Here is a 4,211-nt window from a genome sequence, read left to right on the forward strand (position 1 = left end):
ATAGGAGGAAGTATCACTGCAAACACGAGTACGATTTACAAAACAGTTAATCAGGGTGCTTCGTGGACAACGCAGACAACTTCATCTTCACGCCAGCTGGGAGTTTGTTTTCCGAGTAATCATGTGGGATATACCTGCGGTTTGAACGGAACAATTCTTCGTTTGGCGGATAATACAGCCGGAATTGAGGAAACGACGATTGATTCGGAGATTCTCGTGAGTCCCAATCCGGGAAGCGGTGTGTTTTATGTTTCTTCAAATGCGGGGAATTCCCTTTTTTCCATTGAAGTATTTTCTGTCGATGGTGAACAAATCAATCGTTTTCAGAGTGCAAACACGATTGATTTGAGCCAATATCCTTCCGGAATTTACTATGCCTTGATTCAATCGGAGTCTTCTGTTGTAACGCGTAAGTTAGTGAAGGAGTAAATTATTTCTTTATGATAATAGAATAAAGCGTATTCTTTTTATCGCCGGTTTTTTGGAAATAGTTTAAGTCTACGCCGGCTTTTAGATCACGGCTTGCAGTTGCCGTCGATAATTCTTTGAATACCGTCATGTAATCTTTGCGGGTAAACTGTTTGCTTGTTACTTCAGAAAAATACTTCAGACGATCTTCCGTATTCATTTGATTCCCTGTTTTGTCTAACAGATTATTCAGCGAAAGGTTTATTACATCGAGCATATACTCAATAAAAGGCGTAGAATGACCTTGTTTATCGCTTTTTGAGAGTGCAGCGTAGTAATCTGCCTGCGTTTGATGAATCATATTTTCGAATGGAATGAATTCGAAAATGGGATATTCCTCCATTAAAATAATGGTTTGCCATAATCTTCCCATTCTTCCGTTTCCATCGAGGAATGGGTGAATAAATTCCATTTCATAGTGAAAAACACAGCTTTTAATGAGAGAAAGCTCTTTTTCTGATTTGAGATAAGCAAACAAATCCTTCATGAGATATGGAACATTGGAAGCGGGCGGAGCCATATGAGTAATTTTTTGCCCTGCAACAATCCCAACACCGCTGCTACGATACGTTCCCGGTTTTTGGATCAATTCACTCATCAAGAATTTATGAGCCTGAAGAAATGATTTGGAAGAATGCGGATTAAACGATTTGATTTCTTCATAAACCTTATTCGCGTTCATGACTTCCCGGATATCTTTTTCCGGACCGATAATTCTTTTATTGTCTAAAAGGGCTGTGATTTGTTCAATAGACAAGGTATTCCCTTCAATTACAAGAGAAGAATGTATTGTTTTTATTCGATTCTCTTTTCGAAGCTTTGGCGAAGGTTTGTCCAGGTATTTCGCATTGATTTGTCCCAGTTTTTCTGATATGGAACTGATCAATGTTAAAATCCGATATGTTATTTCATAAGGAGATTTCATTTGTGATACTATCATTTGATACTATCAAAAGTGGTGTTTTTTATTCGTTTCTGACTTCTTCCAGGATGGAAGTTCCTTCAGAACAATCACCCGAAGTCCATTGCCAGGTTTCGTGTAAGCGGATTCTTCCGTCGTCCAGGATTTCTGGTTTGGATTGGCAAATTCCGGTCATCATTTTACCCTGATAGTTGATCTGATGATAACGCAGTTCAATGTTTCCGTCTTCGTCCACAAGTCCGATTAAATGACCGTGAACAATTTGCCCACCCGAATAAGTACAGGTGAGAATGGTACCGTTCTGGAAGTAATGAAATAAGGTTTCCTTAGATGTTTCGCCATTTTCCGAATTGCTGACAGGTCTGAATTTTTTGTTGTTGTAGTTCATTATTTGAATCTGTGTCAACTAGTCAGCAAATGCCTGTCCGTAAATAATGCAGAAGGAGTTTGTTTCCGGTTCATATTGCAGACATTCCCAATTGTTATAAACGCTGCTGCTTGCAATAGAAAGTACAACCGGAAGTTTTGATTTATTGACTTTTTTCGCAAAACAGCCTTCTTTCAGAATCAAATCGGTGTTTTGTTTCATGTTGCCGATCTTGCAGGTCGGATATTCCAGGTAGCTTTCCGGTTTTTTGATCAGGTACTCTTCCTGGTAAAGGAATTCATCGGCTAAAATGTAATCGAGCATTCCAAACTGACTGTAATTGCAATTGGCGTCTTCCAAACCGTTTTCAACTTTGAGATCCCGGTACAATTCGGCGTATTTATTTTTCAGTTTGTTATAGGTTAAAATGGAAAAGCGGTTGTTTTTCTCGTCATAAACAACAAAAGCATAGTCCGTTTTTCCATTGTGAAACAAATCGCCTTTGCTTGATGACAAAACGGAATAATGTGGATTCGCCGTAAAATAAGTTTGCTGCTCAGAAGGGAGTGCAGGCAGTGCTTTTTGATGAATCTGATTAAAAACTCCGGCATCATTGAGTCGTTGAAGCCCGATCAGATGATCTTTGATTCGCTCTTTCTGTTCCGGATCATCGTAAGTTGACGGAACAAAAACCTTTTTCTCAGCTTTCTTGTCCGGTTCACTGGTTGTTTCGACCAATTTTTCCGGGGTTTCAGTCGTGTTCTTACCATTTTTTGCATCCGTTTGATTACAGGCAATCAGAAGCGGTAAAAGAAAGTAGATGAGTCCTTTTTTCATGTCATGAAGATATCATTTTTTGTGAAAATGAAGCACGGGTTGGCCTTTTTGAAAATTGGTTTTCTGAAAACAATGTATTAAATTAGTACCCGGGTAAATAATTTGAATTATGAGTAAAGATTTCACACGAAGAAATTTTGTACAGCGCTTATCTGCGGCATCCGCAGCCCTTTTTGCATTGCCCTGGCTGGTTTCAGGCAAAGAAGAATCCGAACAAACGAAAGAAAAAGATATGAATCCGATTAAACAACATTTCCCGCTTGGTTTTCAGTGGGAAACGCAAGATCCGTTCTTGTTTTGTGTGCATCACGAAGATCAGTTTCCTGCCGGAACGGAGCAAATGGGTCCGGATGCAGAACATTTTAAGGGCCGGCACATGGGAGATGACTTTATTATAAAAGATGGCTTCAGAATGTACCACGGAAAGAAAGTTCCGGGTTTTCCGGGGCATCCGCATCGAGGATTTGAAACCATTACCGTTGTAAGAAAAGGAATGGTAGATCATGCCGATTCCCTGGGGGCAGCCGGTCGTTACGGAAATGGGGACGTGCAGTGGATGACTGCCGGAAAAGGAGTACAGCATTCCGAAATGTTTCCGCTTTTGTCCCAAACGGAAGAAAATCCGCTCGAATTGTTCCAGGTGTGGCTCAACTTGCCGAAAAAAGACAAAATGGTTGAACCGCATTTCAAAATGCTGTGGCGTGAAAGTATTCCGAACCTGAAATTTGATCACGATAAAGTATTGGTGGAGTTAATTGTCGGAACCTGGAATGGAAAACAAGCAGTAGCTCCACCACCGGATTCATGGGCTTTTCCTGCCGAAAATGAAGTTCTGATCGTCAACATCAAGATGGAACCACATGCGAAAATTACGTTGCCGAAAACGTCGGCAACTATTAACCGGAGTGTGTTTTTCTATGAAGGAGATCAATTGGGGATCAACGAACAGCAATTCGATTCTTATTCGGGATTTTTCCTCGATCCTTCAGTAGAAACAGAACTGATTTCACATGATACGGCAGTCAGCATTTTTGTTTTGCAGGGAAAACCGATCGGGGAGCAAGTGATGCAGTACGGACCCTTTGTCATGAACACGAAAGAAGAGATCCGACAAGCTTTCGATGATTACCATCAAACGCAATTTGGTGGCTGGCCGTGGAAACGTTATGATCAGGTTCATGATCGTTCCAAACCTCGTTTTGCTTTGCATGCAGATGGGAAGGAAGAAATCAAAGAAGCATAATTAGAGTTAGTGCTGAAAGAGAAAAGAACCGGGATAAATTGAGAATTTAAAATGGAAAATTGAAAAGGATTCTGCTTCAAAAGCTTTTCAATTTTCCATTATCAATGTGTCCTGACTTTTTAAATCTTGCCTCTTTAAGGTCTTTTATTTCCCGGAGCTATTCAACAAATTCATGATCTCATCCAATTTCGGTGAAAGAATGATCTCTGTTCGGCGGTTTTTTGCTTTTCCTTCTGCTGTCTCGTTAGATGCTTTCGGAAAATATTCTCCGCGACCGGAAGCTGTCATACGCGTTGCTGCAACTGCATATTTCTCATTCAGCATGCGCGTAATGGATGTTGCACGTGCAACGCTCAAATCCCAATTGTCTTTGA

Annotated in this window: 6 protein-coding genes; 2 read left to right on the top strand and 4 right to left on the bottom strand. The window is 40.5% G+C overall.

What is annotated here, in order from left to right; genetic code table 11:
• The coding region (locus Q1V93_RS12755) for a T9SS type A sorting domain-containing protein (protein ID WP_300665240.1) at positions 1-429 on the top strand (429 nt) is incomplete at its 5' end.
• 1 nt (position 430) lies between these two features.
• Here Q1V93_RS12755 and Q1V93_RS12760 read toward each other — a convergent pair.
• From Q1V93_RS12760 to Q1V93_RS12770, 3 genes are read right to left on the bottom strand one after another with little or no spacing between them, the layout of a single operon-like run.
• The gene (locus Q1V93_RS12760; RefSeq protein ID WP_300665241.1) at positions 431-1,393 is read right to left on the bottom strand and encodes a Fic family protein; all 963 of its coding nucleotides are present in this window, start codon (positions 1,391-1,393) and stop codon (positions 431-433) included.
• A gap of 40 nt (positions 1,394-1,433) precedes the next feature.
• Complete coding sequence (locus tag Q1V93_RS12765; RefSeq protein ID WP_300665243.1) at positions 1,434-1,778, bottom strand: n-acetylglutamate synthase; 345 nt, start codon at positions 1,776-1,778, stop codon at positions 1,434-1,436.
• Positions 1,779-1,796: 18 nt separating this feature from the next.
• On the bottom strand, positions 1,797-2,594 hold the full coding sequence (locus Q1V93_RS12770) for a hypothetical protein (protein ID WP_300665244.1): 798 nt from the start codon (positions 2,592-2,594) through the stop codon (positions 1,797-1,799).
• 109 nt (positions 2,595-2,703) lie between these two features.
• Here Q1V93_RS12770 and Q1V93_RS12775 point away from each other — a divergent pair, with 109 nt between their 5' ends.
• On the top strand, positions 2,704-3,837 hold the full coding sequence (locus Q1V93_RS12775; protein ID WP_300665245.1) for a pirin family protein: 1,134 nt from the start codon (positions 2,704-2,706) through the stop codon (positions 3,835-3,837).
• Positions 3,838-3,981: 144 nt separating this feature from the next.
• On the opposite strand, the gene Q1V93_RS12780 is transcribed toward Q1V93_RS12775, so the two are convergent.
• On the bottom strand, positions 3,982-4,211 hold a 230-nt coding region (locus tag Q1V93_RS12780), incomplete at its 5' end, for an OmpA family protein (protein WP_300665246.1).

The organism is Fluviicola sp. (assembly GCF_030151805.1).
Classification (GTDB): Bacteria; Bacteroidota; Bacteroidia; order Flavobacteriales_D; family Crocinitomicaceae; genus Fluviicola.

Excerpts from the sequence above, each read along its gene's own strand:
- Q1V93_RS12760 (WP_300665241.1), bottom strand. The coding sequence starts at position 1,393 with ATGAAATCTCCTTATGAAATAACATATCGGATTTTAACATTGATCAGT.
- Q1V93_RS12765 (WP_300665243.1), bottom strand. The coding sequence starts at position 1,778 with ATGAACTACAACAACAAAAAATTCAGACCTGTCAGCAATTCGGAAAAT.
- Q1V93_RS12770 (WP_300665244.1), bottom strand. The coding sequence starts at position 2,594 with ATGAAAAAAGGACTCATCTACTTTCTTTTACCGCTTCTGATTGCCTGT.
- Q1V93_RS12775 (WP_300665245.1), top strand. The coding sequence starts at position 2,704 with ATGAGTAAAGATTTCACACGAAGAAATTTTGTACAGCGCTTATCTGCG.